This window comes from Tunturiibacter lichenicola (assembly GCF_051013355.1).
Lineage (GTDB): Bacteria > Acidobacteriota > Terriglobia > Terriglobales > Acidobacteriaceae > Edaphobacter > Edaphobacter lichenicola_F.
The window spans coordinates 328278-352765 of the sequence record NZ_CP132945.1; the positions used below are offsets into that span (position 1 = coordinate 328278).

Genomic DNA, 24488 nt, shown 5'->3' on the forward strand with positions numbered 1-24488 from the left:
AATCGACGTTCTTTGGTGATTTCCAAGGACTGTGGGAAGAGAGGGAAACGGCTTCATGTTTTCCTCGCTTTCCATCAGGCCGTCATTTCCACCGCGGGGGCGCCGTTGGATTTCGGGACGTAATCCGGCCCATAGACTCGACGCGGGTTCTTCTTGTATCCGCCCTTGTCGCTGTTCGTCTGGATCTTTGGTTCATGCTTAAGATCCTGCTGTGCCTTCACGGTAGCGAGTGCGTGGCTGAGCCGTTTGTTCTCGATGATGGCGGTGTGACTGACACGCTGGTCTTTGCTGAAGACGCGATAGGGAAGCGAATAGCCTTTCCAGCGAACCTCGAGCGGTCGATCGCTGAAGTCATAAATCTCGACATACTGGCCTGCCAGCTTGTCTGCCATCTCACTTCGCTCCAGGATGATCTGCCTACGGTCGTATGCCAAGCTGAGCTGTTGGCTCACGTGGCGCTGTTCGCGATGACACAGGATGTCAGCAAGCCGAGAGGCTTGGACGTTGAGTCTGCGATGCATGTTCTCGGTCTTCGCTGCGGGTACCGAGAACTTCTCGTTGAACTGCTTCATGAACTCCGGCAGGAACAAGTTCCCGGCGTTCCTATCAGAGATGCCGGCCATGCGCAGCTCCTTGACCAGACGGTCTTGCAGCGTGCGATTCGCCCGCTCCACGCGGCCTTTTGCCTGGCTCGAGTTCGCACACAGGATCTCGATGTTGAGCTCTGCGAGAGCTCGCCCGAACTGCGTCATGCCCGAACCGCCCTTCGCATCCGGACGGTTCACTCGGAAGACGGTGTGCTTGTCAGAGTAGAAGGCGGTAGGGCAGCCGTGTGTCGTGAGATATCCGTTCAGCGCTTCGAAGTAGGAGTCTGTGCTCTCGCTCGGCACGAAGCGCAGTTGCATCAGCTTGCTGGTCGCATCGTCGATGAAGACCAGCAGCGTGCAGGGGTCACCGCGCTGCTCGAACCAGCGGTGATCGCTACCGTCGATCTGGATCAACTCACCGTAGCTCTCGCGCCGCATTCGAGGTTGGTGGAAGGTCCTGCGTTGGGTGCGTGACAACCACAAACCTTCGGCCATCATCCATCGCCGCAGCGTCTCCTTACCGATCCGGAGCTGATGCTTCTCCAGCAGCACTTCGATCGCCAGCGTCGGCCCGAAGTCGGCGTACCTGGTCTTGACCAGCTCGACTGCATACTTCCGGATGCCTTCGTTACGGCTCCGGTTCGACACGCGGCCACGCGCCTTGTGGATCAGCCCGCTGCCGCCATCGGCTTCATACCGAGCCAGCAGCCGATACGCCTGGCGCTCGCTGACCGCAAGCACGGCTGCCGCTGCAGCCACCGTCCGACGTCCAGCCCGCACGTCGCTCAACACTTCAATACGTCTCAGATCTCGCTCGCTCATAGAAATCCATGCCATCCTTAGAACCTGACAGTTCTAACGAGCCAGACCATGACATTTCTATCGAGCCGCTACAGCTCGACTATACGTAACGGTTATTATCAGACATGTAATCAATTACTTATAATAAATACTAAAAGTATAGCATTCATCCCAATTCAGGCAACATAACATGTCCCTATCGTCATTCGATAGGAGTCAGGAGTCAAGAGTTGGGAGAAAACAAGACAATCCTGCTGCAAGGCACGCTCGACCTACTGATCCTGAAGGCGATTGGTGTTTTTCAGTTTCGAGGGATTAAGTCCTCGCCTTCCATCAGCGCATGTCTGGACGGGAGCATCCTCTGATGAAGAATTCTGCTAATAAAGATTCCGTTCTCAGTGAGCCCATAAAAGATGACGTGCTGCTTATGTTCTATCCGTCGAAAGTCAGCATGGACGGAATGGCACAACCGGCCTAAACCTGGAATATTCGCAAGCTGTGTGAAGCATTCAACAAGGCTCTCGATGTAAAGTTTGGCTTGTTGAGCGCCCCATACGTCTGTTGTGTAGTCAGCAATATCGGCGAGATCGAGTTCTGCGAGGTTCGAGAGCTGGTACTTGCTCACGCATTCAGCCTTCCAGTTACTTCAGCTCGCCTTTGAATTCGTTCGCGGATTCTCCCAATAACGTCCCCCTCCGCGACGCCACTATCGATTCCAGCCCGAACCGCCGAACGAAGGGCTTCAAGCTTAGCTTGGTTTTCCTGATCGTGCTCCTCCAAAGCTCGCAGTCCGGCACGAAGTACCTCGCTCGCATTCGCATATTGACCGCTCTGGATCTTCGTATCGACAAACTTGTCCATTTCCGGGGTGAGATTGATGTTACGCGTTGGCATAGCGAAATTCCTCCGTCGCTTTATGATAGAAGCCATTGGCAATAGTTGGCAACGATTCGTTTATCTGGCCACTTGTAAGAAGTGCAACCGACAAGCGGTTTTCAATATTGCTATCAAGATCGCTGTACATAATGGGCCATTATAATAAATAGAATCAATAACTTACAAATAATACCTAAATTATGACATCTAAGGGATCGGCGATCTTCGCCAAGGCTGGTCGACGAGGAAAGGGGAGGCGTACAGGAGATTGAGCCCCGAAGAAGCCGGCGACCGGGGCTTTCACGATGGCAAAAGCGAAGAGGGGGCTTGCACTCTTCAACGTGCCGCCTGATGCTATTGAGATCACTATTCGCGGCTAAGACGATTAGCCAATTCGTCGACGAACATAACACGCACTAAAAGGCAATCCGCTCCACCTCATCGAGGGCGATCTGATCGTTGCGCCGGTCATAGAGCCCAGTGGTGCGGTCGGATTCATGGCCGGCCATCTGCTGGGCGATCTCGAGCTTGCCGCCGTTCTGCAGGTAGGTGGTGATGCCGGTGGCGCGGAAGCTATGGGGGCTGATCCTGGTGCGCAGACCTGCAGCTCGCGCCCGCCGCTGGATCATCATGTGCACATTGGTCGCGATTTGAAACAGGTGGCGAGACCGAGCCTGGCGGTGGCGTCTTTTCCAGTCGAACCCGGTGAAGACGAGAGGGACGCCTACGCTGACGCCATGCAAACGGGCCAAGAATGGCTCCGCCAGGTCTTGCCATTTGAGGTCATCGACGATGCGGCGGTGGAAATATACGGGGCCAAGCCTTCCGACCTCGCTCATTCTTACCCCAGGCGTGTTGCTGAGCCCCCAAACACGAAGGCCAACGATGCAGGGCATCCCTTACGGCGCCAAGCCTCGTCTGCTCATGATCCACTTGTGCACGGCTGCCAAGCTTCAAAAGAGCCCCGAGATCGAAATCGCTCACAGTATGAGCGCCTTCATGTTGGATCTCGGCTTGGCAGTCACCGGAGGGAAGACCGGGAGTATCGGGCGCTTCAAAGAGCAACTCAACCGCCTCGCCGCAACTCGGATGCAGCTCCTCTTCCAGGATGACGACAAGGTCTCGATGGTGAATGCCAAACGGCTTACATTCATACACCGGTCCATGAAGCATTAGAACTGTTTCTTCACCGTATATTTTGGGTTGGAAAGGCCTTCCGGCCCGTGTCCTTAATCTGATGTAAAATTGTAGTCATTCATGAGTAATTCACTTGTGATTGTTCCGGTATTGAAATGTCGACTTAGCGAGGTGATTGTTTATGGCTACCGCTGGTGATCTTAGACCCGACCATGCTGCTCATCGTGAAGCCATAACGCTACAGTTCGGGGAGATTGTGAAACGTCTCATTGATATAGTCGGACGCAAGCTCACGTGTTATTTGGCTAGTGTGAAAGATGGGCGGGCGCTCGATCGTTGGATAGGTGGGATCGAACCGTATCGCGATGTAGAAGCTCGCCTTCGCTTCGCTTACCAACTGGTGAAGACATTGAGCGATCACGATTCACCTACAGTCGTTCAGGCATGGTTGACAGGAGTCAATCCAGAGTTGGGAGATAGAGTTCCGCTGCGTCTCATAAAAGAAGGTGACTTGAACGAAATCGCACCTGAGGTTCTAGGAGCTGCCAGAGCTTTTGTCGCGGAAGCCTAATTGGCACTTGGTAAGTTCGCTCTACGCTATCCATGTTGACGACCGGCGGAAGCTTGCTAACACCGCTCTGTGCCGGCCGCGGAGTCACCGTGAACTGACTAATACTGTGGTGGATATTCGTGACAATCTAAAAATGCGCGGCGACCTTGTGCGTAAGCCAGTGGACGCCTGCAAGGACATCTTCAGTTAGCTCGATGGCAATCGCACCTGTGAACGACAATTTACGGCTCTAATACAGAACCCTTGTTGCGTATCTCTGTTTGGCAAGGAGAGTAGCAGCCTTCTTATCGAAGGAGACGAACGTCTCTGCTCCGAGCCAGCTCCCCTCATAGGCAATGAGTCCATCTGCAAAATCGCCCCCGGCATTTAGAACAGCAAGCCCGGCCTCGACCGCTGGCCGGTTGAGGGTAACATTCGCCGTATCGGCGAGCGCTCGGATAGCTCCTGCGATATCTGAGCGGTCGAATTTGTATAACCGGCGTAGGACCCAGACGAACTCGCACAAGCAAGGAAGGGTTACCGCGATGATCTCAGCACTCTTCAGAATCTTGTCTGCAGCCATCGCCTGTTTTTCATCGTCACGTACGGCGGCTCGAATGAGCACGTTGGTATCTACCGTGATCTTCATTTCTTGCCGGCCCAGCCCTCTTCCACTGCTTCGTTTATCTGATCGATTGTGGCGGTCTCCTTCGTCCGACCTGCGAGAAGACCCAGGAAGCCGTCTATCTTCTTTGATGGCCGAGCCGCTTTGAGAACTCCCCGACCTCCAGGCAGCAACTCGAGTTCAATTTTTTCTCCGGGTTCAATACCGAGGTGCTGCAGGACTTCTTTTCGAAATGTAACTTGTCCCCGCGTCGTGACTGTCAGTGTCTTCATGGTAATAGCCCTCTGCCGACGTATTCCAATTCATTGTAATGCAGATTTCCATTACCATTCAGGGTCTGAAACGAAAACCAGACGGGTTCTAGGAATCTTGGGAAATATCCATAACCCTCAACTTGAGCCATATATGAAATGGTTCAATGTCTTCTGGCGCATATAGAGGAAAAATATTCAAAACATCAATTATTTCAAGGTCACGCAACGCTATCAGCTGACACGGCGTGAGTACGAAGATGCACTCACCGCACCATCGCTAGCTCGCGCTCTCCTGTCTGGCAGCTGCGGCGAATGACAGGTTGGGGGGCGAGAGTCACAAACGCGAGTTGATGAACAACCTAGCCGAACAACCAGACACTCTCTTGAGCGCGACTTTAGTATCAACTCATGACCGCAGGGTTGTACGTAAGACTTCGCTCGGTTCCCTGCCCCAGACTTCGGTAATGCGCATGACGGAAATCACCAAACGCGCGCGTGGGCCTGCATCAGTGCGTGTCGCGTCCAAGAATCTACCAGGGGGCACCTCAAGAAAGGGAAATTTATGTACGCTAAGGGACCACTGAGGGGTTTCAGTGGGCTCCGGAGAGGTCTGAAGCCACCCTTGGCTACCCGCTCATTAGCGTGCCAGATGTAATTGCCGGTGAGATTGATGTGCTCCCATCCAAGCGGGGAACACGCGCTAGAGTAACGTAGGATAGCGGCCCGGTGCCGGACAACTCCACGGCCCCGCATTCTCCTTCAACGCCAACCAGCTCAGGAGAATTGTGGGGCATGGAGCATTTTCTGAACGCCGTTCTAGACTGCGGGTTCTGCCGTCAAGCTGCGCACGGTTTCCCCGAGTTGCGCATCCACCTCATCCGCGATGACCATTACGTCTGAGAGCACCAACTCCTGATCGAGTTCGCTCTGATGGAGATGTAACGCGCCGAATGTGGCGACTTGGAACATCCGCGACTCCTCAATGAGCATTGCGGCAGAGTAGCCCTGCAAACGCCGTAGTTGTCCGTGCGCGTTAGCGGCAACGGAAACGGACGGCTGGACATCCTCAGGAAGGCGCAGGCGGGAAATCAGGTCGGAGTACAACTTGGGCAAATGGCCGGTGCGCTCTTCATCGCTAAGGGGAATGACGGTTATTGCTGAAACCAGATTCACTCGCCGCAGCCAGTCTTTGATCGTAGGTTCCATTTCCCGTTCCAGTATGTCTGCCACGCTCACTACCGTCTTCAAATTCGTCACGCTGTACTCCTTATTAGTCAGGCAGTGCTTTCCATTCGTCCTTGTGGCAGCAGCTCTGGCCTGAAGTTTGCCTCAGCTTCGGTCGTGCCCCCGTGGTCGAACACCTCAGGCGTCGGCAACATGGTGCGACGTAGTAGTACCTCGCTACCACGTGCCATTCCTGTCTTAAGTTGTCTGGTCGATAGCCTCGCCTGGTCTTTGTGCCTAGGTAGGATTTTTCCTTCCGCTCTCTTCCGACTGCCTCTTTCTTATCTATTGACAACATTACATCGGCTCTCTGCTAAACGTACATAAGATTCCGTTTATTGAGGTCTCCCCTACCAGTCATCTCCCGGCATGATTCTCTTCATAAATTCGTCGAATAAGGGCACCGTGAAGGCCGTATCGCCGTGGTTCGGACTCCAGATCATGCCTTTGATAATCAAGCTCGCACGAAGGGGTCCCAATGAGTTTGTTGGTTTCGCGAGAAGGGTAGCAATATCACCTGAACGATGAGGCCCAGGTCCAAGCTCCGCCATCGCCCGCAAATAGTGTTTTTCCTTCGGCGTCAGCCGATCAAAGCGGACACGGAAGAAACTTTCGTCCAGCGCGGCGATTGCTTCGGTCGAAGCCGCCTTAACATCCTTGAGAGTGATCGGACTGATTTTTGCAATGTCCCAAGAGTGTTTACCCCATTCTTGAAGAAAATAGGGATAGCCTCGGGTTTGCTCGACGATCTCATCAGTCGCGTCACGATTGTAGTCAGCCCCCTTTTCACGTGCGGGTTTGACGATCGCTAACTCCGCTTCGTGGGGATCTAATGCGCCTATCTGAGGAAAATCGAATAGTCTTTCGGCGTATGATTTAGCGTTTCCAGCAAGAGCTAACAGCTGAGGAAGACCAGCCCCGACGACCGTTACCGGCAATCGACCCTGTGCGCAGCGATGTAATGCGGAAATCAGTGCAGCGAACTGATCTTCCTTAATGTATTGCAATTCATCGATAAACAGGACGGCGGCTGTTCCTGCACTCTTTGCAGCAGCCCCGACCTGCTCGAGGAGAGATGTCAGATCTCCCTCTAAATCCCCGTTGTCGGCGAGGCCTGCTTCAGGCTCGTAATCCAGACCTACTTCAATATCTTCATACTTAACTTTGAGGGCTTTGGCAAACCCCGCAAGTGCTCGCAGCCCCCTTGTGGCCAAGCTCTTGGCAGCCTCCACGTGGCTCAATCTGAGAAGCGCAAGTCGAAGTTGCGGAGCCAAAAGCGCGGGAAGAGATTTATTCTCTGGAGCTTCAATACGGATCGTATGGACACCGCTCCGCTCTGCATCGGTGCGCATTTGGTCGAGCAGCACTGTCTTGCCGACCCCCCGAAGTCCAACCATTAGAACGCTTTTTGCTGAATTTCCAACCCTGATCCGTGCAATGGAAATTCGCACCTGCTCACGTATTCGATCACGCCCAGCCAATTCGGGTGGCGGGGAGCCAGCACCCGGAGAGTAGGGATTTTCAATCGGATCCATGAATATATAACCTCTTTATCCATTTTACAAATTTTTCATAAACTTGCTAAATTCACTATACATCTTTGAAGGTGCGTCTTCCGGGGGCTCTTGCTTTCAAGAGCGAGCCCACATCGGCTATCGCGGATGTGGCTGCAGATCTAACGGCAGCGGTATCCATCCTCGGCAAGTTTCTGCATCCACTCACAGCCGCGAATTTGGCCGACGCTGTGCGAATCATGAATACCTATTACAGCAATCTGATCGAAGGCCACAACACACGGGCACGCGACATTCAGCGCGCGCTGTCGCGCGATCTGGATCAGAATGAAGAACGCCGTAACCTGCAGATCGAAGCGGCGACTCATGTCCGAGTGCAAACAGCAATCGATCAAATGTCTCAAGATGGGACATTGCCTCCCGCGACCTCTGCTGATTTCATTCAGTGGATTCACAGTGAGTTTTATCGAGACGCTGCCCCGGCAATGCTCGCTCTCAAGAATGAATCTCGCAAAATTGTCATGGTCCCAAGACAATGGCGATCAAAGCCCGAACACGATAACGCGGTCGGTCGCCACCTTCCGCCATCCAGCGAGCGCGTGACAGACTTCATGCGATATTTCGAGCAACGCTATAACCTCTCACATTTCGGAACGGCAGGCCGGATCATGGCCATCCCACCAGCTCATCATCGCCTAAATTACATCCACCCGTTCCCTGATGGAAACGGCCGGGTGAGTCGTTTGATGAGCCATGCGATGGCGCATCAAACCGGCATTGGGGCGCACGGTCTATGGTCAATTTCACGCGGTCTTGCGCGAGGACTTGAGAGTCGAGGCGAGTACAAGCGGATGATGGACTTGACCGACATGCCAAGACAGGGAGACTTGGACGGTCGAGGAAACCTCTCTTAAAAGCACTGAAAGAGTTTGTGCTCTGGTTCCTTAAAGTTTGTTTGGATCAAGTGCAGTTCATGTCTGGCCTTTTCGATTTGAATGAGCTGAAGCAGAGGCTCCGAACTCTCGTTGAGAGGAGCAGCGCTCTCAAACCTCAAGCGGCTGCACTTCTGGAAGAAGCGCTCATGCGAGGCGAGTTCGAGAGAGGGGAGGGTGCTCGCATCACAGGCCTCCCAGAACGAACTGCCCGTCGCGTGCTTACCGAGGTGACTGAATTGGGATTGCTCGCGTCGGCGACGCCAAAAGGACCTGTATCACTCCGCTTCCCCGACAGCGCCCTGGAAGAATTGTTCCCGAGGCTCTACCCACAAATCTGACAAAGCCAACTTCGCAAGCGGCCCCTCGAATCAAGTAGTTTGAACCGCAGCGACATGCGTCTACGGTCCGCTCAAAGGTGCCGTGCGAACGGCTAAATCTCCCCACAAGTCGCAAGCCTGAAATCTCCAAAGCTTGCCACTCGGTAAGCGGTGATGCGTCCCGATCTTGCTAGTCGCTGTAATGTCTTCGGATGTACCCAAGCATCGCCGCAGCTTCGTCGGTGTTAATCGGTGAATCGGTGGAAATGGAAAGGTTTGGCATAGTCATGTCCTTAAACTGATAGGAGAGCGAAGGCGAAGCGATATGCCTACATGTGGGCCTGACCAGAAACACGCCTGCGCATGGGGGCGACACCAATGTTGATGAGAGCTAGCATGCAAAGCGCATTCTTCTTTACTTATCTCCTTTCGCTGAGACGGGAAACCTAAGCTTTTGGCCCCAATAGATGGGCCGCTCGTTCATGCGGTTCAGAGGTCCTACCCAGACGCTCCACTGAAAGAGAACTGGTGCCACGGTTGATTTGGTATGAAGAAGCACTTGCCCAAAAGGCCGCTGACGCAAGCTGGCAATCTTGTGTACCCGGCGGCTAGAACCTCTCTTTAGTCTCAGAAGTTACGGACGCCGCTCCAATGATCTTGTCACTTGACGCATTGCTTGGCGAAGGCAAGGGGTGTTGGCGATGTCGGTCATGCAGCGGTCTTCGTCAAAGCGTGGCGGATACGGGCAGTCAAGACATTAAAGAATTCGTGGTTAAAATCAAAAATTATATGCGGATATGCCCATATACCTCTACAATCCGTAGCTGCGTAGAACACACAGATTGAGGGGATTGAAAGTGGCTGAGAAAACAATAGTTGAAAAAGTTGCAGAAGCAGTTGGGTTTGGGATAGCAATGGCGGAAGATGCTGCTGGCAAGGTCAAAACGGCGGCTGGCGCGGCTGTAACCACGGTGACAGACGTGCTGAAGAAGGAACCTCCCAAAGCGGTTGCGACAAAGAAAGCTGTCAGGAAAGCGCCCGCTGCGAAGGCTCCCCAGAAAACCGTGACCAAAAAGGCAACTGTGAAGAAGACCACTAAAAAGACAGCGATCAAGAAAGCCGTCAAGAAGGTACCCGATAAGAAGACATCCAAGAAAGCTGCATCCAAAAAAACACCAGCTAAGAAGGCCTCGAAAAAAAACGTAAAGAAGGCCACCAAGAAAGCGGCTCGCCGTCAGTAATAACTGTGAGGGATTGTGACAAAAGAAAAAGAAGAAGAAGGCAGTGAAGAAAGTCGAAAAAGCGCTCAGGAAGCAGTAAAAAGAGGTGCCACCGACGGCGCGGGCGAAACGGCGGTCTCGTTGGGTTGCTACAGCAGACTGTCGTAGCCTTCGCGCTTAGCCCAGACTTCGCTAGTTCGAACTATCGAGCGAGCGATTGAATATTCGAGGCCTTCAACCCACGTCATACGCCGCGCCTTAGCCTAGCTCGTGCAACGATTAATCTTCCCGACGCGGCTATTTTTGTGGATTGCCGTGGTGCAGGTGCCAAGGCGACTTGCGAGGTGTTCGTGGCGAGATTGTGCGTCTGCAAGCATCGCAGGGTTTGCCGCTGAGATCGCATCGGCCAACAGTGAGTGAGAATCGTACCGGGCAGTCCCGAGAAGCAGACGGCTCGAAAAACTCTGTCCATAAAACTTCAACTGATCTTTCTGTTTGCCGACCATCCTCCTCTAGCATGTCCTTATCAGGAACTGTATAGTTCCGTCCGACGCGACAGCGCCTCCGATCTTCAGAGCGACGATCTTCAGGTTCGCCCCGGCGGCGGTCACAGCATGGGATGCAAAATATGACACCCGTGAAATTTTTGACATTATGAACGTTCAGAGAGCCTTTGTACCTGGCCTATATACAAATCTCGAATCACACGAAGCCTCGACCCATAAAGGACGGCATCAAATGTTAGGTAACAATGCTGACTGCCTCTCATTTCTCCCATAAGAGTGGTTCATAGAAAATGACGACAATCGTTCCTCTCACTCCAGAAACGGAATGGATCCCCAAATTACGTCACCTACCAAATTGGGAGCCCCCACTCATCCCGACGCTCGTTCTGGCTCCGCATCCTGATGACGAAACTCTCGGAGCGGGTGGTCTTATCGCGAGACTTTGCGGGCAAGGTGTTCCGGTAGTCGTGGTGGCTATTACGGATGGAGAAAACGCCTATGCCGACACACAAAATATGAGTGAGATTCGAGTGCAGGAACAAGTTGAAGCCCTTTATCGGCTTGGCGTACCGGAATCTATGGTTCGCCGCCTGCGCCTGCCAGATCGGGATGTATCCGCCTGCGAAGATCGGCTCGTTGACTCACTCTTGCCGATGGTAAAAGGCGGAATGCATCTTGTTGCACCGTGGAAACGCGACTTTCATCCCGACCATGAGGCGGCAGGACGAGTTGCTGTGCGAGTGGCCCAAATCAGGGGTGTCATCCTCACTTCTTACCTCTTTTGGACGTGGCATCGGGGTGTACCTGAGATGCTTGAAGGACTATCGGTCGAAAAGGTCCTACTTACCGATGCTGAACTCCACACAAAACGTTACGCCTTGGAAGCTCATGCATCTCAATTCGAGCACGCTGACGGCCAGCCTATTCTTTCACCCGAACTGCTGATGCCTAATCAACGAGGCTACGAGGTCTACATCCGGTGAGTATAGAAACCAAATTCGAATCGTCTCCCGCTTTCTTTGAGGCCAAATATCAGGAGAATACTGACCCCTGGGACTTTTCGCACAGTGCTTACGAACTGGGGCGTTACGACGCAATCATCGATGCGATCTCTCATCGAACTTATCGCCGGGCATTTGAACCTGGTTGTTCCATCGGTGTGCTCACAGAACGTCTTGCAGCATACTGTGGCACCGTTGATGCCATTGATTTTTCGCCGACTGCGGTTGCGCAGGCTCAGAGACGATGTGCTCATTTGCGTAATGTTGAAGTACATTGCGCAGCGCTGCCAGACGGAGTGCCAGTGAAGGATTTCGATCTCCTCCTTTTGAGCGAAATAGGCTATTACTTCACCCCTCAAACTTGGCAACAGATCTCCTCCATATTGGTCGACTCGATTCCTCGAGGCGCTACCGTTCTGGCTGCGCATTGGTTAGGTCATTCCCAGGATCATTGCATCTCAGGCGATGAGGTCCACAAGATTCTGTTCGCCAACCCGAAACTCCAGGTCGAACACTCAGAACGTAACCAAAATATGAGGCTTGATCGGCTGGTGCGTTTGTGAAAGCTCCTTGGCATATTGCGATCGTCATTCCGGCTCGGGACGAACAAGACCTTCTTCCCAGATGCCTTCGGTCCATACAGAAGGCCCGTCTGATGCTGCCGTCGCACGTTTCAAGCGACTTGATCGTCGTGACCGATCAATCAACAGATGATTCCTTCGGCATCGCCCAGGAGATAGTCCAAGAGAGCGGAGCAGTCATCGAGATTGAAGCGGGCTGTGTGGGTACTGCACGGGCACTAGGTGTGCAGCTCGCGTTAGAACGCTATGAGGGATCAAGGAAACTTTGCTGGCTTGCGAATACCGATGCCGACTGTGAAGTCCCTGTCACCTGGCTCGAGGATCAAATGGAGTATGCGAAGACAGGAGTCGCCGCCGTTGCGGGCATTGTCGACGTGGATTCCTTCATCGATCACAACTCCTCCGTCGCAGAGAGATTCCGTCTTTCGTATTTGATCCATTCGGACGGTACTCACCCCCACGTGCATGGAGCGAACTTTGGAGTGAGAGCGGATGTGTATCTTCAAGCCGGGGGCTGGCAAGATCTTTCAAGCGCAGAAGATCATGATCTCTGGCGGCGTCTGAAAATAGGAATACATCAACGCATATCAGACGCTAGCTTATGTGTCTTAACGAGCGGAAGACGGATCGGGCGTGCGCCGCTCGGCTTCGCAGATGCTCTCGGAGCACACAACGGGGTTACGGGATGACAGCGGACGAACTGAAGTCCCGACTGGCCGACGTTGTTAGGCAGAAGCTGCCACTTCCGGGAGGGGGTCGTACAGCCGAGCGCCATCACCTGCTGGCCGAGATAGGGCGAGAGGATCTCAGCTTGGCGAAGCTTGCAGAAGCTCATTGGGATGCAGTAGCGATCCTCGCCGAGGCTGGACGCAGTGCTGAACCTAATATGCTGTACGCGGTTTGGGCTTCTGAGACCCCGGGCCACGTAATACGGCTGGAGCGAGTCGCAAATGGTCTCCAGATCAGTGGCAGAAAACCGTTTTGTACCGGGCTTGGAATAGTTGATCGAGCCCTCCTCACAGTCGGGCTTCCCGACCAGCGCCTCGTCGAAGTAGACGTAAGGAAAAACCTGGAGCAGATCACATTGGATCTCGAGGTCTGGAAGACAGAAGCTTTTCGTAATACTCAGACCGGTGCGATCACGTTCCATGATTTGCAGCTGGCATCGGACTCCCTGATCGGCGAGCCAGATTGGTACCTTCAGAGGGCGGGTTTCTGGCATGGTGCCTGCGGACCGGCTGCCTGTTGGGCTGGGGGCGTCGCCGGTCTATTAGACTTTGCCCTCGCTAGCAAACGTGACGACCCTCATACCCTAGCGCATCTTGGCGCAATGCAAGCTAGCGTTTGGGGTATGTACGCCTTATCAAAGCATGCTGGCGATGAGATTGATGCAGCACCTTTAGATTCGAAGGCTGCACAGATTCGTGCCTTAAGTGTCCGCCATTTGATTGATGAGATGGGTACGGCGACACTTCAACGATTTGCTCGGGCGTATGGGCCTTATCCGCTATCGATGAATGAAGAGACATCGAGTCGATATCAGGAAGCGGGTCTCTACATGCGCCAGTCCCATGGAGAGCGAGACCTGGAATGCTTGGGCCACCTAATCCGGTAACCAAAACACAGAGTCCTAAAAGCTCATCGCGCGCCGCTCCTGCTCCCTAATCGTTGACATCTGCGAGTTCCCCGGAGCTCGCTTTCCGCGGACGCGCTTCGCACTCTGCTTTTATCTTTTCGTATTTGGCCTGAAGCTCATCTAGCTCTAAATCGCTAAGATTCTCGATGTCTATCATCTGGTCACGAGCCTTATCGATGGCGCGGATAAGCTCGTTGAGCTTTAAATTGATAGCGCGTGCGTCCCGATTTTGCGTGTTCTGGATGAGAAAAACCATAAGAAATGTCACAATCGTAGTGCCGGTATTGATCACCAATTGCCAAGTATCGGAAAAGTGAAAGACGGGACCCATAGCGGCCCAGAGCACAATGACTAACCCGGCGCCAGCGAACGCCCACTTCGAGCCCAGCCAGCCGGAGGCGGAAGCTGCGAACTGCCCGAACCAGTCGTTTGTGGTTCTCACTTGCACCTCAATAGGTTTTCTATCCATATGTTGTCCCCCTCCGAGTGGATGTCCGATCCAGTTACCATAGCTTCCGGCAATAGGTTATGCCCATATCTCGCTTATGGGATGTTCAATCGCCCCTGCTATTTGTATGAGGGCGAGAAACTCCTGACAATCCATGGCAAGCAGCAGGTCCATAAACATTGAGGTGTCCTACACGGGGAGTCAGGAGACAAAGTGTCGGATCAGAATCGTGTGGTTTTCGTAGTAGACGATGAAGCAGTGATTGCCCACACCCTTGTCGTCATTTTAAATCAAGCTGGTTTTAGGGCGAGCGCTTTTGATCACCCGAACAAGGCCATTGCTGCTTGTGTCGACTTAGCGCCAGATCTTCTCATCAGCGATGTTGTAATGCCAGGCATGACCGGAGTGGAATTGGCTATCCACTTCCGTCGAACGCAGCCAAAGTGTAAAGTGCTGCTCTTTTCTGGACAAGCCGCAACTGCAGATCTGCTGAAAAAGGCGCGGGAGCAGGGCTACGACTTCGAACTCCTGTCCAAGCCCGTCCATCCGGCTGATCTTCTTGTAAAGCTACGAAGTTGACTTCTGAATTTGTCGTGCAACAAACAGATGAAGTGCCTAGTTAAGTGTAAGCCGGTTTAGGCCAACCACATCCCAGCAGCATGGCCAACACCGCCCGGTTGCGCACGTAGCGAAGCCGCGGGCCGGACGGTACGGCAACGAGCTTCTGGCCTGTTCAGCCGACAGCCAGTTACCTACGCGGACGCCAACCTTTTTGCTCCCTTCACCCGGCGAATACCAGCAGCCAGATCCGGGCTGCGGAGGCCGCAATCAGATGCTTCGTAGGCCAGCTGGCGAATCGTAGCGAGCTGAAGATTGATCGTCGACGGCGCATATCTTCGCTGCTCCAATGCGATCCGATAGCGGGTCACGACAGTTCTGTTGAAGCCAGACGTGGCTCGGAGTAGTACCAGTCTATGAAGTCCCGGATGGCGTGATCGTAGGAATGCCGGGAGCTCACCGAAGGTAGGCTGTTCAGGACGGCAGTCTCGGAATGCTCAAGGTCGGGCAGCTTTAGGATTGTCTTAGGGTTTCGTTTCTTGGCTCTCTTTGTCATAGCACGGCCTCCTAGCCGTGCCAAACAGGATGAGAGAGCCAGACCGATCACGTGTAATGCGTTTGTCGGCACTAGTACACGTTGGCCGTGGGATAGTAGTTGCGACTGATTTGTCGGAGGTTTTTCGTGCGGAACCGATGGAAGTTCTTCTTCGTATTAGGCGCTTCACTCCTGCTTTTGGTACATGCAAACGCTCAGACTGACTCCTCTCCTCATCGGGTCCAACTCGTCACTGTCGAACAGGGAGTTCAGCTTGAAGTTTTGGATTGGGGCGGTTCCGGCACACCGCTCATCTTTCTGGCGGGATCTGGAGATACGGCCCATCGCTTTGACGGCTTCGCCCCGCAATTTACCGCACAGCATCACGTCTACGGCATCACGCGAAGAGGCTTCGGCACGTCGAGCAAACCCATTCCGGCCAACGGTAACTACTCGGCAGACCACCTAGGGGATGACGTTCTAGCCGTGATGAAGGCGCTTCACATCGAGCGGCCAGTGCTGGTAGGCCACTCCCTGGCGGGCCAGGAACTCAGTTCCATCGGCAGCCGCTTTCCGGAGAAAGTTTCGGGGCTCATTTATCTCGATGCCGCGACTACCTTTGCATTCTATGACCCGGCACGCCCGTCGCTTGAGATCGAGATGAACGAGATCAAGAGGCGTATCGACGAGATCGAAGCCGGTGGAGTCAATGAGCAAAAGAAGCTACTGGAGTTGGAAACTGCCATCGCAAAGTTCGAGACTGTTCTTCATCAGAGCAATGCAGAGATCGCAAATCTACCCCCATTACCGCCACGCTCGCCCATCAACGCCGCGCTCAACTTCGGAGCCCAGAAGTACACGAGTATTCCGGTTCCCGTTCTCGCCATCTATGCCTGCCCACACAACTGGGAGCGCTTGCCGGACAGCGATCGCAAAGCCGCCCTGATCGTCGACGATAAAGCTCGCTGCACCGGCTGGGCAGAAGCCTTCCGCCGTGGCGTTCCATCTGCCCATATTGTCATGATTCCGAATGCCGATCACTATGTGTATATCACCAACGAAGCTCGGGTCGTTGCCGAAATAAATGCGTTCCTTGCCACGCTCCGTTGAGCGGACACTAACCAAACTCCTCCTTTAGGAGCACCGGAACCTCGCTCATTTTGGTCAATAACATTGTCAACTTTAGACATTGAGGGACATCTGAGCTGGGAACGCTGCGGGTCTTGCGCTCGCTTAGGCCGCGGTCACTTCCCGCCAGACCGCGAATGACCGCGATCGCAGGAGCCGGTAATTGCTAGACCTCAATAAGTGTCGGCCCACACGGAACAGATTTCGAACGGCATCATGGAGGAAGAGAAAACGTTGTGCGTGCCTGGCAGATTTGAATTGGCGCATTTGTCGTTCCCGTTGGCGCGTCGGCTGATGCGAGGCTTCGACGCGATTGTTGGCGTACCGCTCCACCCTGTGACTCACGTTGCTGAAGATGCTTCGCATGGCAGCGGAGTAGCTTCTCAATTTGTCGGTAATGATCTGCAGTGGTTCCGCACCCTGGCCACGCAGGAGTTTTCGAAAGAATCGCTCTGCGGCGCGCTGATCACGATGCGGCTGGACCAGAATGTCGGTCACGTCGCCGTCCTGATCCACGGCGCGCCACAAATACCGCTGTTGGCCGTTGATGCGAATGAAGACTTCATCCAAATACCACTGGTCGCCCAGGCGTCCCTCTCGTCGCTTCAATCGCCGAGCATAGTCGAGACCGAACTTCTCACACCACTGCCGGATCGTTTCATAGGGTACGATGATGCCGCGCTCGGCGAGAAGATCTTCGACATCCCGGAAACTCAGACAAAAGCGATGATAAGCCCACCGCATAGCTGAAAGAATCGGGAATATTCGATTATGTCAGACAAGATCATGACTGCTTAAGTAAGAGGCTTCAATCAGAAGCTATGAAGTGAGATCTTACGTCTTCGGAATGCTATCGAGCAAGGCAGGGGTATTGAGAGGATCACTTCCTGGGTCACAACCAAGCACTCTTAACAAGAGATCAAAATGCGTACCGATACTCTGCTCTAAAGATCTCTCTATACCAATTTTGCGAGGTTAGAGCGATACCGTATCCGACATATAAGGATTGATGGGATGCGAAAGTCATCCGGGAACCCACCTTGATGTTCACGATATTCACTCCCGCTGTGCTTGGATTGGCCGGCCCAGTGACGAATCCGCTGCGGACATTCCACCCTACGAGTTCAACGATGCCCGCAAGTCGGAACTGCTCTTTACTGACTAGTCGATAGCTTGGTCCGACTCCATAGAAGAATACGTCCCCCGCAAATCCCTTGGAGCCAGCGGTCGGTACTCCCGCCGACGAACTGAGCGGGTGCGTATCTCCAGTCTCCGCCTCCAATGTAAATCGCTCTGAAAGCCTCTGGTAATACAAGAGTGAAGGCTCAACACTAGCGTGATTGGTACCCAGGCCTTCGCTTGCGTCCCCTGTTGGCGTGTAAGCCTTAAATTGCAGCGTGAGGTAGCGGCGGCTAGAGGCAAGCGGCGCAAATCTCAATCCAAACTGCATATCTCCGAATCCACCGCTGTTGGGAAAAGCCTGACCGGTACCCGGGAACGAGTTCGCCTGAAGCCAGCGAAAGGGGATCTGGGTAAATAGAGAGAGATGAGAATAAGGAGCGTATTCACCATAGAAGTAGAGCTGCTGGAAGTCTACGTCCTTGGGGATATTGGGCCCCGGGCCAGGGGTGTTGGGATCATAGGCTAAATTGGTGTGAGGCTGAATAAAGGCATAACAGCCGCATTTTGCATAGAAAAACTCGCCGCGGTCCGGTGTTTTGTTGTCAAGGGCAGCATCAAAACGGATACGGAATTCCGAGTGGATGACCGCGTCGTCGATATAGCCAACCATGCTCGGGTCAATGCTTGCTCTTTTGACCTTCTCGGCGGCAGCAACAGTCTTGACACGTTTGGGCGGAGTGTTAGTAGTCTGGACTTGGTTTAGAAATAAGTTGCGGTTGTAATTTAATGGACCGTCGTTATCGAATATGGAAGAAAGCGGATACTTCGCTATCTCAGAGTACACAAAAAAGGCAGGTGAACTGACGCTCCCCTGGACGACTTGAGGAAGTTGCTGGGCCACACCTTTCGCGCTGGAAAAGGTGACTGTGGCTGCAAGAAGACCTAACACGGAACCAAATAGTCGCATTCGAAACTCCTCAGAAAGATGGAATCCCGTACTAGTGTCTGGTCGGCCCTGTAACTAACTTTCTCTTTATCGTTTTATAAGGCTCTATTAAGGTTTGTTTGTCGTCTGATGATAAGTGAGGCAAGATCTCCGTCAGATTTGCAAGAGCTGCTCTTCCGTTTGCTCTGTCACCTCGTTGAAGATCATCCTGGGCTAGTTCCAGATAATTCGCTCCAATATTCATGTAGAGTGCACTGAACGAAACGAAGTCGTGGGCGGTCTTTGCATCTTCCCTCTTCAGTAGCTCAAATGCCCGATCCGTAAGCAGCCTCGCTCTGTTTGAGTCTTGAGCCCGCAGCAACTGTCCCCGCAGCTGAAGCACCTGCACCATCTTGATGGACAATGACGCTGTTGGCTCTACTAAAGCTTCTACAAGTGCCAGGGCTTGTTGGCTCCGCGCCTCAGCAACGAGTGGCTCGTCGTCGGCCAACATTCTTGCTTCGTTGTTGCAATATTGCGCAAGTTCCAACTTGTACTCCCGATTTTCTGGTTTTTTCCTGACCAGTTGCTCGGCAAGAGAGATCGCCTTCTCATAAAATTTTTTGGCTTCTACAGTTTGACCTGTGGTACCTACCACGATCGCAACGTTATTGTAGACCCGTGCAAGATCCTGAGCAGGATCGGGGTTTGCAGTTTGATCTTCAGCAGCCTGAGTCCCGAGCACTACAGGCTCAAGTAATTGGATTGCTTCATTAAAATCAGCGTTCGTTCCTTTTTCATCATGCATGCGAAACCGAACAATTCCGCGATTGTAGAAGGTCCGTGCAAGCTCCTGCTGATAAAGAACGTTTGTGGGTTGCTGCTTGTGCAACTCCGTCTGGAAGCGAATGGCTTCACTGTACTCCTTTTCCGCATCGGTAGGGCTATTCGATAAAGAACCCGATTTCACATCAATCGCGTTCCGGATCGTCTCTCCCAGCCAGTTATGGGAATATCCGAGTGCCTGTCGAAACTCACTTTGTGAGGGATACTGCTTTGCGAGAGCTTCAAACCGAACTATGGACTCGTTGTATTCCAGCGAAGCTTCTTCATGTCTACCCATCAAACGATTGATATCTCCCAATCGGGAATGCGCCCGCGCCTCCTCGCCGCGCAAAGTTCGGTTTGTAGAGTTTTGTATGGCAAACAAGGTATAGAAAGCTTGCGCTTTACTCAACAGCTCCATGCGGAATTGTTCGACTTGGGGCAGATCCCCTGCCTCACGACCCTGCTCTCGTCCAACCGAAGACAGGCTTTCATCCACTGCCTTTTTCGCTAGTTGCAAGTTGGTTTCCGCACGACGAGTCTGTTTCAAAGCAAAGTAAACTAGAAAGAGTGAAATCAAAAACAAAGAACCCAATATACCGGCAGCCCACTGAGTCTGCCTAAGCTGCTTCTGACGTTCCTTTTTTTTCTCGGCACTTAGACGTTCTCGTTCTTCTTCGCTGCGATCAAGAAAATCAATTACCTGAGCGAACGATGAATTGTATCGTTTAGCCCAGGACGCAGTAGGTCGATTCTCGAGTTTCCACTTCTGTCCAACCTCAAGTTCTGGATTGCGCCAAAGGCCCGCGCTACCTTGGCCGAACCACATCGTCGCATCGGAGAGACGACTGTAGATATCGGCGGAGACCCTCTCCTCCTCGGCCCAGCCGACCAGTCGGAGCCAGCATCGCATAAGACTTTCATGCGACAGATCGATGATCGATTCCTGTCTCAGAGGAACATCAGCGGCCGGCATCAAGAAGGAGCGCCCCGGTCGCCGGAAGATCTCGATGATTCGAACTACGTCCGCTTCAGGCGCTTCTGAGATAGAAGTGAGATCTCCAACGGAGGTTGGCCTGCGGATTCCTCGATAGTCCGAAAAAGTATCCGTGAGGGCCTTGAACAATCGCTCGGCTAACTTCTTCGCATCATCCGAACCGGTCTCTTCGTAAGCTTCCTCCGCGTGTATCGATAATGCACGCCGGAAGGTTCCGATTGCTTCGTAGTCTTCGATATCAATCGCATCTGCCGGTGGTAATCTTTTAGCCCAATAGTCCCACGTGCGCATGAGAGCGTGCTGGAGAATGGGAAGTTGATCGTAGTCATCGACAAAGTCATTGAGTAGGCGAAGCACCAGTCTTTGTGTGATGGTCCCGCCTCCGACAGCCACAGGTCCTACAATCGCCGAGCGCAACTCATATCGAGTCATACGGGGCACGAGGTACAGGCCGTTGTTCACCGCTTCGGGCAGACCAGCGAAGTCCATGCAGTCTCCGATGAAGTCGGAACGCATTGTGATGACGATAAAGATGGGAAGCTCTTCCTGCTGAGCGGCCTCGAGAAGAAGCTTGACAAAGGCCCTTGCTGCATTTCCGGAGTTCTCCACCTGTGAGTTTCGTCGGAATCGAAACAACTCTTCGAACTGGTCTACCACGATCAATAGATTGTCCTTTGGCAGAACTCTCGCTTGACGAACGGCTTCAATCAGCCCCCTTGTACCGCGCTGCAGCGTCGCCTCTAATAGGACGATGTTTGTTGTCTCCAGCTCTCCAGTAGCTCCCAGCACGTCAGGCGAATTCAAGGCTATTGCCAGATTACGCACAGGATCTTCCCCGGGGCGCATGATCGCGACCCGCCAACCGGGGCTCGTGTTGACCATAAACCCGCCGTAAAGTGAAGGGATCAGGCCAGAACGCACCAACGACGATTTGCCGCTCCCCGATGTGCCGATGATAGACAGGAAATGACATAGACGAAGCCGACGCAGCAGCTCGTCGATCTCCTTCTCCCGTCCGAAGAAAAGGTGGTCTTCATCCGCCTCAAAAGGACGCAACCCCGGAAAGGGATTGAACATGGGTTTCAAGATCCTTCCTCAGGACTTTACGCGTGAGACAAAAGACACCAGCATGTCGGGAGAAAAGCAATCTGTCTGAAAGATTACGGGTGCTTCATGGGTCCGAAAGCGCTCTTTTTCGGCGGTCTTCGCTCCAACACATGAGATTGCAACTGGAGGTAAGGGCCCTGTGCGACCATAACCGACACTCTTCTGCACCTCTCTTAACTTTCGACGAACCCATCCTTCATTGGCAGAGCCAAAAAAGATCAACACCCCGTTGCAAACACGTAGGTTCTCTTCGTGACACTGCCGCACCTCCCCTTCATCTCCTTCGAATGTGGGATGGAGAACATCAAACCCTTGATCGAATAGGGCATTCGCAAAAGGCGATACGCTTACTGCGTCCCGCTGGTCATAAATAAGGTAGATTTGCCCGCAGCATCCACCGGTGACATCCGTTGAGTTGGTGGGCTGCGCACTCTGAACAGTTTCTCGTAGTCGATCATGGATCACTGTTCTGAGGTCTTCAAATATCGTCTCTAGCAGATCTGCTCCAACCTGCAATCTCGGATCCATTCGAAACTGGTTAATCACTTTTGCCTGCCTCTCGTCTTCGACCTGAAGACCTGCGGGAATCCACAGAAGACGGATGAATCCGCCCTCCTTGGCCCTTGCGATCGCCAGCTCGTTTTGGATTTCTAACAGCGATACGCTACTCCCCTCAGGAATCCACCCATAATTTCTGCCGATAAGATGGACGGACATTCTGCACTGCTCTAGGTCTTGCTCTAGAGATGCTTTCAACTCGGGGTCCAGCAACGGCAGGCCGCGTGCCGGGAGCACGGTATAACCATGCTGCTGTAAGTCCCTTCGAATTGATTCTCGCTGGTCTTTGAGATCGTCAGTTGTTTCAGCTAGAAATATTGCTTCTCTCTTCGTGCCCTGAATTACAGGCTGAGTCGCAAGTGATTCTCCTTTCAACATCTCCAGCAATGAGGCAATGTCCTGAGCCAAATCATCCAGCTTCATCCAAAAGTCTGTTTGCGCCTGAGGACCAAACGCCTCATCAAGTTCGTGAACTCGCCCTGTCTCCGCATCGATATGAAAGAATTCATACCCCAACAAAGGTCGCAGCTCAGGTGGATCCATTTCTCTTGGAATAGGAGTTTTCAGGACTTTGAAAATACGCGTTTTATCGTGAAAGCTGACTCCGCCTTGAGCCTGGGCCGCATTCCAAAACTCCACCAATTCTCGACGGGTCCACTTCGACTTCACATACCGTGGTGAAACAATGGTAATCAATACAGCAACCCGCTTTAACTGGTCTACCAAAGTATTTTCAAAGACGTCGTTTCCGGCCAGTTTTGGATCGCGCCAAATTGCAGGTTTCTCACCTAGCAGTTGTGCGACTCGAATCTCGAGAGCACGGTGAAGATTGGTAATCCACCCTTTGCTTCCATCCACAAGACCCACATTGTCAATATGGCTATAGCTGATGAAAGCGTCGCAATCGAAGCTCATACGGTTTGCCTCCGCAACAAGTATTCGCTCGTCGCTATGCACCAGGCCCGCATTCCTAGGGCAACTATAAGTTGTTAGACCAAGTAACGTCTACGAGTGATCAATCTAATATGCGACAACGTCGTGCGGTACACCCGATAAGTGTGTGGTCCACAGCCTGACTCTCCAGATTTCCTTATTGAAGTTGATCTTATGCGCATCCTCCTACGAATGCTGCGCCGACATACGTCAGGCAGCCCAAAGCCACGCAGTGGAGAAGTGGTTATCTCCCAGGGTCCCACTAGAATCATTGTCAACGCAGAATCGGCAAAGAGTGAGGCGACTTTCATTTATGGATGCCACCAACTCGAGTGGTCGAAAAGTGGAAATATTGATACTCATGACGGTCGCTGCGGTGAAAGATAGTCAGATTTGACTACTCGGAGGATACTTAGCTCTCGGAACTTGTCAACAACGAAGCCCATCATCTCCAAAATAAAGGTGGTGAGCTCCTCTATGCGTTTTCGACCAACAGCTAGCACCCCAAGATGACGCGCAAAGATTCGGCTAGCAAAGTGAGGGAAATTTCCGTCAGGTTGTTGACACCTCGCATGGCCCCGCGGTGCCGAATTCTTCCCCGACTTCCTCAGAGCTCGAACACGTCAAGCGCATCATTCTCATGACCCTAGAAGGCATCACTGGGAAAAAAACTGTCGACTCCGACTCAATGAGCGTCAAGAATCAACGTTGGTTTCCAATTTCAGATTTGCCCACCTCGTATAGGTGGGCATTCTTTTGTCCGGCTCCCGCATGAGGGTGGCTCACAGTCACGATGGACCCGAGAGCGCAGCTTCCGGCATTTGAGTGCAGCGTAACAACCACAGAGCAATTCCGGTATCAGGACCGCTCCGCCGCCACAGACATCGCCTTCTGTGTCGCAGCTTTTTCCTATGGCATGACCGAGGACCGGATAGAACGTGCCCTTGAAAACGACTATCTCACCCGTTATCCCAGCACTTCAAAGCGAGCTGCCTACATCTGTAGAATTATGGAGAAGGCGAGGAGATGAGCCGAGTGATAGCGTTGCTGCCGCGATTCGACTTCGCATTCTTCCTCCAGCCTTAGTGAGTGACTCTTTCTCAGCTGGCTTTTGCAATTCGCGCCATGAGGGAAGGCCGTTGACTAAGGAGGGCTCCCTTCCGGTTTGCCTTTCTCTCTGCGTTCAGCGTGCCACGCTCAAGACACCCCCGCCCTTCGGACGCACGCTCTCCTTCCCAAAATCCGCTTCGCGCCTCCACGAAGTGCGGACTCCTGCCCCCAAGCAAGCTGTGGTCCCCTTCCGCAAATCTATTCAGTCGCCGAGGGGTGGGCGTCACCTCAAGAAAGGGAATACACGTACGTTGACGCGGTGATGATGTTAAGGGCAAAAAGCCTTAGCTCGCGAGGATAAGGCCGCCGTCGCGAAGACGACCGTCTGTCGGACGAGCGCGAGCGGGCTTGAAAAGGGGCTTTCGGACGTGAAAACTTGACCCAATACTCGTCTCGGAAATAATGTCCGGCTAACGGTGGGGTTCCGAAACGCCAGGACGGGCAAACTTAGGTGCTTAGAGTACGTAAATTCCCTTTC

At 53.1% G+C, this 24488-nt stretch carries 27 protein-coding genes and 2 pseudogenes; 12 read left to right on the forward strand and 17 right to left on the reverse strand.

Annotation, left to right across the window (positions count from 1 at the left end; translation table 11 throughout):
• Nucleotides 1–74: 74 nt before the first annotated feature.
• Nucleotides 75–1424, reverse strand: coding sequence for an ISNCY family transposase (locus RBB82_RS24220; protein WP_433975663.1), 1350 nt, complete (start codon nucleotides 1422–1424; stop codon nucleotides 75–77).
• A gap of 194 nt (nucleotides 1425–1618) precedes the next feature.
• On the opposite strand from RBB82_RS24220, the gene RBB82_RS24225 reads away from it, so the two are divergent.
• Nucleotides 1619–1753 carry a hypothetical protein gene (locus tag RBB82_RS24225; RefSeq protein WP_433976026.1) on the forward strand — a complete coding sequence of 45 codons (135 nt, stop codon included), beginning with the start codon at nucleotides 1619–1621 and terminating at the stop codon, nucleotides 1751–1753.
• On the opposite strand, the gene RBB82_RS24230 is transcribed toward RBB82_RS24225, so the two are convergent.
• From RBB82_RS24230 to RBB82_RS24240, 3 genes and pseudogenes are all read right to left on the reverse strand, one after another.
• On the reverse strand, nucleotides 1690–2013 hold the full coding sequence (locus RBB82_RS24230; RefSeq protein WP_433975664.1) for a type II toxin-antitoxin system RelE/ParE family toxin: 324 nt from the start codon (nucleotides 2011–2013) through the stop codon (nucleotides 1690–1692). The two genes, RBB82_RS24225 and RBB82_RS24230, sit on opposite strands and share 64 nt — an antisense overlap.
• The gene (locus RBB82_RS24235) at nucleotides 2010–2282 is read right to left on the reverse strand and encodes a type II toxin-antitoxin system ParD family antitoxin (protein ID WP_433975665.1); all 273 of its coding nucleotides are present in this window, start codon (nucleotides 2280–2282) and stop codon (nucleotides 2010–2012) included. Before RBB82_RS24235 ends, RBB82_RS24230 begins: the two co-directional genes overlap by 4 nt.
• A 398-nt stretch (nucleotides 2283–2680) precedes the next feature.
• Nucleotides 2681–2902 (reverse strand): annotated as a pseudogene (locus RBB82_RS24240) (tyrosine-type recombinase/integrase); the annotation flags it as partial.
• 247 nt (nucleotides 2903–3149) lie between these two features.
• On the opposite strand from RBB82_RS24240, the gene RBB82_RS24245 reads away from it, so the two are divergent.
• Both RBB82_RS24245 and RBB82_RS24250 read left to right on the forward strand, forming a co-directional pair.
• Complete coding sequence (locus RBB82_RS24245; RefSeq protein WP_433975666.1) at nucleotides 3150–3440, forward strand: replication protein RepA; 291 nt, start codon at nucleotides 3150–3152, stop codon at nucleotides 3438–3440.
• A gap of 142 nt (nucleotides 3441–3582) precedes the next feature.
• A complete protein-coding gene (locus RBB82_RS24250) occupies nucleotides 3583–3972 on the forward strand; it encodes a DUF2384 domain-containing protein (RefSeq protein ID WP_433975667.1) in 390 nt (129 codons plus the stop codon).
• Nucleotides 3973–4201: 229 nt separating this feature from the next.
• On the opposite strand, the gene RBB82_RS24255 is transcribed toward RBB82_RS24250, so the two are convergent.
• The 5 genes and pseudogenes from RBB82_RS24255 to RBB82_RS24275 all read right to left on the reverse strand — a co-directional run bounded on the left by RBB82_RS24255 (nucleotide 4202) and on the right by RBB82_RS24275 (nucleotide 7589).
• The gene (locus tag RBB82_RS24255; protein WP_433975668.1) at nucleotides 4202–4600 is read right to left on the reverse strand and encodes a type II toxin-antitoxin system VapC family toxin; all 399 of its coding nucleotides are present in this window, start codon (nucleotides 4598–4600) and stop codon (nucleotides 4202–4204) included.
• On the reverse strand, nucleotides 4597–4848 hold the full coding sequence (locus RBB82_RS24260; protein ID WP_433975669.1) for an AbrB/MazE/SpoVT family DNA-binding domain-containing protein: 252 nt from the start codon (nucleotides 4846–4848) through the stop codon (nucleotides 4597–4599). Before RBB82_RS24260 ends, RBB82_RS24255 begins: the two co-directional genes overlap by 4 nt.
• 567 nt (nucleotides 4849–5415) lie before the next feature.
• Nucleotides 5416–5523 (reverse strand): annotated as a pseudogene (locus tag RBB82_RS24265) (hypothetical protein); the annotation flags it as partial.
• 123 nt (nucleotides 5524–5646) lie between these two features.
• Complete coding sequence (locus RBB82_RS24270; RefSeq protein ID WP_433975670.1) at nucleotides 5647–6087, reverse strand: hypothetical protein; 441 nt, start codon at nucleotides 6085–6087, stop codon at nucleotides 5647–5649.
• Between the two features lie 317 nt (nucleotides 6088–6404).
• A complete protein-coding gene (locus RBB82_RS24275; protein WP_433975671.1) occupies nucleotides 6405–7589 on the reverse strand; it encodes an ATP-binding protein in 1185 nt (394 codons plus the stop codon).
• A gap of 218 nt (nucleotides 7590–7807) precedes the next feature.
• On the opposite strand from RBB82_RS24275, the gene RBB82_RS24280 reads away from it, so the two are divergent.
• The 3 genes from RBB82_RS24280 to RBB82_RS24290 all read left to right on the forward strand — a co-directional run bounded on the left by RBB82_RS24280 (nucleotide 7808) and on the right by RBB82_RS24290 (nucleotide 10208).
• Nucleotides 7808–8482 carry a Fic family protein gene (locus tag RBB82_RS24280; RefSeq protein ID WP_433975672.1) on the forward strand — a complete coding sequence of 225 codons (675 nt, stop codon included), beginning with the start codon at nucleotides 7808–7810 and terminating at the stop codon, nucleotides 8480–8482.
• A gap of 1195 nt (nucleotides 8483–9677) precedes the next feature.
• Nucleotides 9678–10061 carry a hypothetical protein gene (locus tag RBB82_RS24285; protein WP_433975673.1) on the forward strand — a complete coding sequence of 128 codons (384 nt, stop codon included), beginning with the start codon at nucleotides 9678–9680 and terminating at the stop codon, nucleotides 10059–10061.
• Between the two features lie 15 nt (nucleotides 10062–10076).
• Nucleotides 10077–10208: a hypothetical protein gene (locus tag RBB82_RS24290; RefSeq protein ID WP_433975674.1), complete on the forward strand. Its 132-nt coding sequence runs from the start codon at nucleotides 10077–10079 to the stop codon at nucleotides 10206–10208.
• A 95-nt stretch (nucleotides 10209–10303) separates the two neighbouring features.
• Here RBB82_RS24290 and RBB82_RS24295 read toward each other — a convergent pair whose 3' ends face one another.
• Nucleotides 10304–10546, reverse strand: a complete 243-nt coding sequence (locus tag RBB82_RS24295) for a hypothetical protein (RefSeq protein WP_433975675.1) — start codon at nucleotides 10544–10546, stop codon at nucleotides 10304–10306.
• A gap of 290 nt (nucleotides 10547–10836) precedes the next feature.
• On the opposite strand from RBB82_RS24295, the gene RBB82_RS24300 reads away from it, so the two are divergent.
• From RBB82_RS24300 to RBB82_RS24315, 4 genes are read left to right on the forward strand one after another with little or no spacing between them, the layout of a single operon-like run.
• Nucleotides 10837–11529 carry a PIG-L deacetylase family protein gene (locus RBB82_RS24300; protein WP_433975676.1) on the forward strand — a complete coding sequence of 231 codons (693 nt, stop codon included), beginning with the start codon at nucleotides 10837–10839 and terminating at the stop codon, nucleotides 11527–11529.
• A complete protein-coding gene (locus tag RBB82_RS24305) occupies nucleotides 11526–12110 on the forward strand; it encodes an SAM-dependent methyltransferase (RefSeq protein ID WP_433975677.1) in 585 nt (194 codons plus the stop codon). The genes RBB82_RS24300 and RBB82_RS24305 overlap by 4 nt, the downstream gene beginning before the upstream one ends.
• Nucleotides 12107–12817 (forward strand): glycosyltransferase, encoded by a 711-nt coding sequence (locus RBB82_RS24310; protein ID WP_433975678.1) that lies wholly within the window; start codon nucleotides 12107–12109, stop codon nucleotides 12815–12817. The genes RBB82_RS24305 and RBB82_RS24310 overlap by 4 nt, the downstream gene beginning before the upstream one ends.
• Entirely contained in the window at nucleotides 12814–13743 is a 930-nt protein-coding gene (locus RBB82_RS24315) for a hypothetical protein (protein WP_433975679.1), read from the forward strand. Before RBB82_RS24310 ends, RBB82_RS24315 begins: the two co-directional genes overlap by 4 nt.
• Before the next feature lie 46 nt (nucleotides 13744–13789).
• Here the strand turns inward: RBB82_RS24315 and RBB82_RS24320 are convergent, their stop codons facing one another.
• The gene (locus RBB82_RS24320) at nucleotides 13790–14206 is read right to left on the reverse strand and encodes a low affinity iron permease family protein (protein WP_433975680.1); all 417 of its coding nucleotides are present in this window, start codon (nucleotides 14204–14206) and stop codon (nucleotides 13790–13792) included.
• Between the two features lie 219 nt (nucleotides 14207–14425).
• Between RBB82_RS24320 and RBB82_RS24325 the strand changes: the two genes are divergently transcribed.
• Nucleotides 14426–14791, forward strand: coding sequence for a response regulator (locus tag RBB82_RS24325; protein WP_433975681.1), 366 nt, complete (start codon nucleotides 14426–14428; stop codon nucleotides 14789–14791).
• 173 nt (nucleotides 14792–14964) lie between these two features.
• Here RBB82_RS24325 and RBB82_RS24330 read toward each other — a convergent pair whose 3' ends face one another.
• Both RBB82_RS24330 and RBB82_RS24335 read right to left on the reverse strand, forming a co-directional pair.
• Nucleotides 14965–15141 carry a hypothetical protein gene (locus tag RBB82_RS24330; RefSeq protein WP_433975682.1) on the reverse strand — a complete coding sequence of 59 codons (177 nt, stop codon included), beginning with the start codon at nucleotides 15139–15141 and terminating at the stop codon, nucleotides 14965–14967.
• Entirely contained in the window at nucleotides 15138–15326 is a 189-nt protein-coding gene (locus tag RBB82_RS24335) for a hypothetical protein (RefSeq protein ID WP_433975683.1), read from the reverse strand. The genes RBB82_RS24330 and RBB82_RS24335 overlap by 4 nt, the downstream gene beginning before the upstream one ends.
• Nucleotides 15327–15452: 126 nt before the next feature.
• Between RBB82_RS24335 and RBB82_RS24340 the strand changes: the two genes are divergently transcribed.
• Nucleotides 15453–16415, forward strand: coding sequence for an alpha/beta fold hydrolase (locus tag RBB82_RS24340; protein WP_433975684.1), 963 nt, complete (start codon nucleotides 15453–15455; stop codon nucleotides 16413–16415).
• Nucleotides 16416–16538: 123 nt separating this feature from the next.
• Here RBB82_RS24340 and RBB82_RS24345 read toward each other — a convergent pair whose 3' ends face one another.
• The 4 genes from RBB82_RS24345 to RBB82_RS24360 form a co-directional block, all read right to left on the reverse strand.
• Nucleotides 16539–17177, reverse strand: coding sequence for an IS6 family transposase (locus tag RBB82_RS24345; protein WP_433975685.1), 639 nt, complete (start codon nucleotides 17175–17177; stop codon nucleotides 16539–16541).
• Between the two features lie 175 nt (nucleotides 17178–17352).
• Nucleotides 17353–18522 (reverse strand): transporter, encoded by a 1170-nt coding sequence (locus RBB82_RS24350; protein ID WP_433975686.1) that lies wholly within the window; start codon nucleotides 18520–18522, stop codon nucleotides 17353–17355.
• Between the two features lie 31 nt (nucleotides 18523–18553).
• Nucleotides 18554–21379, reverse strand: a complete 2826-nt coding sequence (locus RBB82_RS24355) for a hypothetical protein (protein WP_433976012.1) — start codon at nucleotides 21377–21379, stop codon at nucleotides 18554–18556.
• An 18-nt stretch (nucleotides 21380–21397) separates the two neighbouring features.
• Nucleotides 21398–22882: a DUF4062 domain-containing protein gene (locus tag RBB82_RS24360; RefSeq protein WP_433975687.1), complete on the reverse strand. Its 1485-nt coding sequence runs from the start codon at nucleotides 22880–22882 to the stop codon at nucleotides 21398–21400.
• Nucleotides 22883–24488: the final 1606 nt, after the last annotated feature.

Excerpts from the sequence above, each read along its gene's own strand:
- RBB82_RS24220 (WP_433975663.1), bottom strand. The coding sequence starts at position 1,424 with ATGGCATGGATTTCTATGAGCGAGCGAGATCTGAGACGTATTGAAGTG.
- RBB82_RS24235 (WP_433975665.1), bottom strand. The coding sequence starts at position 2,282 with ATGCCAACGCGTAACATCAATCTCACCCCGGAAATGGACAAGTTTGTC.
- RBB82_RS24245 (WP_433975666.1), top strand. The coding sequence starts at position 3,150 with ATGCAGGGCATCCCTTACGGCGCCAAGCCTCGTCTGCTCATGATCCAC.
- RBB82_RS24250 (WP_433975667.1), top strand. The coding sequence starts at position 3,583 with ATGGCTACCGCTGGTGATCTTAGACCCGACCATGCTGCTCATCGTGAA.
- RBB82_RS24255 (WP_433975668.1), bottom strand. The coding sequence starts at position 4,600 with ATGAAGATCACGGTAGATACCAACGTGCTCATTCGAGCCGCCGTACGT.
- RBB82_RS24260 (WP_433975669.1), bottom strand. The coding sequence starts at position 4,848 with ATGAAGACACTGACAGTCACGACGCGGGGACAAGTTACATTTCGAAAA.
- RBB82_RS24275 (WP_433975671.1), bottom strand. The coding sequence starts at position 7,589 with ATGGATCCGATTGAAAATCCCTACTCTCCGGGTGCTGGCTCCCCGCCA.
- RBB82_RS24280 (WP_433975672.1), top strand. The coding sequence starts at position 7,808 with ATGAATACCTATTACAGCAATCTGATCGAAGGCCACAACACACGGGCA.
- RBB82_RS24295 (WP_433975675.1), bottom strand. The coding sequence starts at position 10,546 with ATGGTCGGCAAACAGAAAGATCAGTTGAAGTTTTATGGACAGAGTTTT.
- RBB82_RS24300 (WP_433975676.1), top strand. The coding sequence starts at position 10,837 with ATGACGACAATCGTTCCTCTCACTCCAGAAACGGAATGGATCCCCAAA.
- RBB82_RS24315 (WP_433975679.1), top strand. The coding sequence starts at position 12,814 with ATGACAGCGGACGAACTGAAGTCCCGACTGGCCGACGTTGTTAGGCAG.
- RBB82_RS24335 (WP_433975683.1), bottom strand. The coding sequence starts at position 15,326 with ATGACAAAGAGAGCCAAGAAACGAAACCCTAAGACAATCCTAAAGCTG.
- RBB82_RS24345 (WP_433975685.1), bottom strand. The coding sequence starts at position 17,177 with ATGCGGTGGGCTTATCATCGCTTTTGTCTGAGTTTCCGGGATGTCGAA.
- RBB82_RS24350 (WP_433975686.1), bottom strand. The coding sequence starts at position 18,522 with ATGCGACTATTTGGTTCCGTGTTAGGTCTTCTTGCAGCCACAGTCACC.
- RBB82_RS24355 (WP_433976012.1), bottom strand. The coding sequence starts at position 21,379 with ATGTTCAATCCCTTTCCGGGGTTGCGTCCTTTTGAGGCGGATGAAGAC.
- RBB82_RS24360 (WP_433975687.1), bottom strand. The coding sequence starts at position 22,882 with ATGAGCTTCGATTGCGACGCTTTCATCAGCTATAGCCATATTGACAAT.